This window comes from Mesorhizobium sp. M8A.F.Ca.ET.021.01.1.1 (genome assembly GCF_003998025.1).
GTDB lineage: Bacteria > Pseudomonadota > Alphaproteobacteria > Rhizobiales > Rhizobiaceae > Mesorhizobium.
The window spans coordinates 1-4393 of the sequence record NZ_RZSJ01000522.1 but is presented as its reverse complement, the minus strand read 5'-3'; the positions used below and the strand labels follow the sequence as shown (position 1 = coordinate 4393).

Below are 4393 nucleotides of genomic sequence, written 5' to 3'. Positions count from 1 at the left end.
GTTCGACGCCAACGGCTTCATCGTTCCGGAGGAAGAGGTGGTCGCCAACACCCGCAAGGGCAAGCAGGTGATGAACGTCAAGGCCCCCGACGAAGCCAAGCGCTGCGTGCCGGTCGTCGGCGATCATCTCGCTATCGTCGGCGAGAACCGCAAGATGCTGGTGTTCGCGCTCTCGGAAATTCCGGAGATGGGCCGCGGCAAGGGTGTGCGGCTGCAGAAATACAAGGACGGCGGCCTTCTCGACCTCAAGCCGTTCTCGATGGAGACCGGTCTTTCCTGGCAGGATTCAGCCGACCGTACTTTCACCCGGTCGCGCGAGGAACTGGCCGAGTGGATCGGCGCGAGGGCATCGGCAGGGCGTATGGTGCCGAAAGGTTTCCCGAGGACTGGGAAGTTCGGTTGAAGCTGCCGATCCCTCGTGGGGGAGATTGGCAGCTTCACCAACACCGTTTGGACTATCGTCACGATTGCTGCACTATATCGGCGCATAACTGACCGGATGGTCGGGGAGAACAGCGCGTTTGAAGGAAGCAAAGATCCAGAAACCGGAACGGCAGCAGCGCCTGTTCGGGCTGTCGACGCCGCTCCGTTCGGCTGTCATCCCGCCGCTGTCGGCGGCGCGCTGGTTGTTGGTGCTGATCGTCGCCGCCGGCGTCTATTTCTTCCACGGTTTCCTGTTCCCGGTGCTGGCGGCGCTCGTCATCGCCTTCGCCAGCTGGCCGCTCTACCGTCGCCTGCTGGTCGGCGTTGGCGGCAACCGCACCATCGCCGCCACATTTGCCATCCTGTTCATCCTCGCCTTCCTGGTCATACCGATCGCGCTCGCCGGCACCTATGCCATCAACGAGGTGCGCGAATGGGTCGGCTGGGCGATCGAGACCAACCGCCACGGTGCGGTGACGCCGCACTGGATCGCCACCATGCCTGTCGTGGGTGAGTGGCTCAACGAGCAGTGGACGACCAATCTCGGCCATCCCGGCGGCATCGGCGAACTGATCCAGCTGGTCAGCGGCGCGAATATCGGCAGCATCTACCGAGGCGCGCTCGCCGCCGGCGGCAGCGCTTTCAGCCTCTTTCTGACGCTGCTGTTCATGATGATCGCCCTGTTTTTCGCCTATCGTGATGGCGAGAATTTCGCCGGCCAGATCGACCGCCTCGGCGAACGCATCCTGCCGACCCGCTGGGAGCGGATCTCGCGCGTCGTGCCGGCGACCATTTCCTCGACCGTGACCGGCATGACCGTGATTGCCATCGGCGAGGGCCTGGTGCTGGGTGTCGCCTACTGGCTGGCCGGGGTGCCGTCACCTGTGACGCTGGGCGCGCTGACCGGCGTGATGGCGCTCATCCCCGGCGGGGCGCCGCTGTCCTTCACGCTGGTGTCGATCTACCTCGCGGCCAGCGGCTCGCCGATGGCCGGCCTGGCGCTGTTCATATGGGGGACGGTCGAGCTGTTCATCGTCGACAAGACCTTGCGTCCGAAGCTCGTCGGCGGACCGATAAAACTGCCCTTCCTGCCGACCTTTTTCGGCCTGATCGGCGGCGTCAAGACCATGGGTTTTCTCGGCCTGTTCATCGGTCCGGTGCTGATGGCGCTGCTGGTCGCGATCTGGCGCGAGTGGCTGCGCGAGGTGGAACTGGCCGATGAGACGGCGGCCGGATCGGTCGCCGAGATCGAGGCCGGTCGGCGGATCGAGGTCCTGCCCGAACCAGGCGCCGCGAAGAAGGCCAGCGCCTGACCTCGAACCCTACGCCGGATGATGCACCGCAAGGTCGCCGCGACGCTTGCGTCCATCATGCAGCTGCCAGAGCGAATGGGCGACCAGCGTGACGATCAGGATGCCACCGCCGATCAGGCTGTTGCGTGTCGGCGTCTCGGCGAAGATCATCCACACCCAGATCGGCGCGAGCACTGTTTCGAGAAGGTAGAACATCGCCACTTCCGGTCCTGAAATATACTTCGGCCCGGCGGCGAGGCAGAAGAACGAGATCGGCATGATGACGGCGCCGTTGAAGATGATCCACCATGGCGCGTTCACGTGGAAGCCTTCGCCCGTCACCATGAAGGCGGCCAGCCCAAGCGGCAGAAGGACGCCGATGAGCGAGGTGAATCCCATATCCTTTCCGCTGGCGCGCGAGATGGTGATGGCGACCGCGATGAAGAAGGCCGAGCAGAGCGCCATGAAATCGCCGAACAGCTTGCCGGTGCCGACCGAACCGCCGACGATGACCAGCACGCCGAGGATCATCACCAGCATGGCCACGATGGTCACCGTCCGCGGTTTTTCCCGCAGGAATATCCACGACAGAAGCGCCGCGAACACGGTGTTGAAGGCGAGGATGAACACCAGATCGGCGGTCGAGGTGTGGAAGACCGCGGTGACGAAGGTGATCGAGGTCAGCCCATAGCATATCGCCACGATCAGCCCGTCCCAACCGGGGATGAGCGGCGGTGCATTGCGGCTCAGCGCGCGCCAGACCGACCAGATGATCATCGCGGCGATGAAAGTGGTTCCGGTGCGCAGCAAAAGGATCGTCCACGCGCCGCCATCCGCAAGGCGGATCAACGGTATGTCGACAGTCAGTATCAGTCCGCCGATGGCGGTTATCAAAAGGCCCTTCTGGTGATCGTGGTGAGAGGACATGCAGGAACTTTCGCAATTGAATTGCAGGCGGTGGCCGATCGGCGCAAGCGCGCACTCTCTCCAACCGAGCGGCTGAAAGACCAGCATCCCCTGCCTTGAAACAGTTTAAGCGTGGATCGTGGGAAAACTCAGCGTCAGACCGCTTCGTTTGTATAGCGCTCCCAGCCTTTCGGGCCGAGATGCTCCTGCGGCATGAAGCGCATCTTATAGTTCATCTTGCGCGAACCATTGACCCAGTAGCCAAGGTAGACATGGGGCAGTCCCATCGCCTTGGCACGGGCGATATGGTCGAGGATCATGAACGTACCGAGTGAGCGGCTTTCGAAATCGGGATTGAAATAGGAATAGACCATCGACAGGCCGTCGGCCATCTTGTCGGTGAGCGCCACCGCGATGAGTTCGCCCTGACCCTTGCCCGTGATGAAGGTATCGGGCCCGCGCCGCCGGTATTCGATCACCTTGGTGTCGACATGCGTATCCTCGACCATCATGGCGTAGTCGAGCACCGTCATGTCGGACATGCCGCCGCGGCGGTGGCGGGCATCGAGATAGCCGCGAAACAGCGAATATTGTTCGGTCGAGGGCTCGGCATTGTGCATGGCGCCGACGAGATCGGAATTGTGCTGCAGCACGCGCTTCATGTTGCGGCTGGCGGTGAACTCCTGGGCCAGGATGCGCACGGATACACAGGCGCGGCAGGTCTCGCAGGCTGGCCTGTAGGCGATGTTCTGCGAGCGCCGGAAGCCGCCTTGGGTGAGCAGGTCGTTCATTTCCGAGGCCTTGTCGCCGACCAGATGTGTGAACACCTTCCGCTCGAACTGGCCGTCGAGGTAGGGGCACGGCGACGGCGCGGTCAGGAAGAACTGCGGCGACTGGGTCGGATGCTGCGTCATCGAGCCTTGGAAACACTCCTTCGAATCGCTCTACCTTTGGCTCGGGCGGCGAAAAATTCAACAGGATTGTGAAGGTGTGGTTGCCTGAACACCTTCACATTTGCGCTCAAGGGGCTGCGACTTCTCTTGAGGGCCGGTTTTTAGCGGCCGGTGCGGCTGACCACGGTGCCGAGCAAAAGATCGTGCAGCGTGCGCTTGCGGTCCGAGAATAGCGTCACCAGCAGGACCAGCGGCGACAGGATGACGTTGCCGGCCCAGAACAATACGGAATGGACGACCGCGGTGAGGCCGTCGATCGGCCTGCCGTCGAGACGATCGAGGCGGATGCCCATCATCTTCATGCCCGTGGTGGCCTGGTCGGCGCTGCCCAGCGTGTTCCAGATGTAGAGGATGGCGACTGCCGGCACCAGGACGCCGAACAGCATCCAGCCAAGACCGAGGGTCAAAAGCCCGAGGAAGAACACCAGGATGGCGAACGGAATGGTGAGCAGGGCAACCATGATATAGTCGAGCACGAAGGCCAGGATGCGCCTTGTGCGCACGCCTTCATAAGCCCTGACATCGTCGAGCCGGGTGTTGATGATTTCGCCGTCGAGAACGCGAGCGTTCATGTCATTTCCTCGTAACAGGGTCCGACATAGGGTGCGGACCGCTCGATGATGAAATGGTGAAGGCTCGCCGCGGAATCAAGATCGGGCCTTTCGCCGGCTCGCACGGCGGAGCCAGACGGCCGACAGTCCGAATCGGTTGAATTTGCGGCGCGGATGGCGTTAGCTTGTTGCGGCGCAACAAAATGGGCGCCGAGGGACGGGGACATATGGATTACGACATGCTGGTCATCGGCAGCGGTCCCTCGGC

Annotated in this window: 5 protein-coding genes; 2 read left to right on the top strand and 3 right to left on the bottom strand. The window is 62.6% G+C overall.

Annotated elements, in window-relative coordinates; genetic code table 11:
• Positions 1-403, top strand: a 403-nt coding sequence (locus EOA36_RS28840) for a DNA gyrase C-terminal beta-propeller domain-containing protein (RefSeq protein WP_281040088.1), incomplete at its 5' end; no start/stop codon positions are given.
• Between the two features lie 118 nt (positions 404-521).
• The gene (locus EOA36_RS28835; protein WP_127280409.1) at positions 522-1736 is read left to right on the top strand and encodes an AI-2E family transporter; all 1215 of its coding nucleotides are present in this window, start codon (positions 522-524) and stop codon (positions 1734-1736) included.
• Between the two features lie 9 nt (positions 1737-1745).
• Here the strand turns inward: EOA36_RS28835 and EOA36_RS28830 are convergent, their stop codons facing one another.
• The 3 genes from EOA36_RS28830 to EOA36_RS28820 all read right to left on the bottom strand — a co-directional run bounded on the left by EOA36_RS28830 (position 1746) and on the right by EOA36_RS28820 (position 4146).
• A complete protein-coding gene (locus EOA36_RS28830; protein WP_127280408.1) occupies positions 1746-2642 on the bottom strand; it encodes a DMT family transporter in 897 nt (298 codons plus the stop codon).
• Positions 2643-2776: 134 nt separating this feature from the next.
• Positions 2777-3535 carry an arginyltransferase gene (locus EOA36_RS28825; protein ID WP_015318275.1) on the bottom strand — a complete coding sequence of 253 codons (759 nt, stop codon included), beginning with the start codon at positions 3533-3535 and terminating at the stop codon, positions 2777-2779.
• Positions 3536-3675: 140 nt separating this feature from the next.
• Entirely contained in the window at positions 3676-4146 is a 471-nt protein-coding gene (locus EOA36_RS28820) for an RDD family protein (RefSeq protein ID WP_127280407.1), read from the bottom strand.
• Positions 4147-4393: the final 247 nt, after the last annotated feature.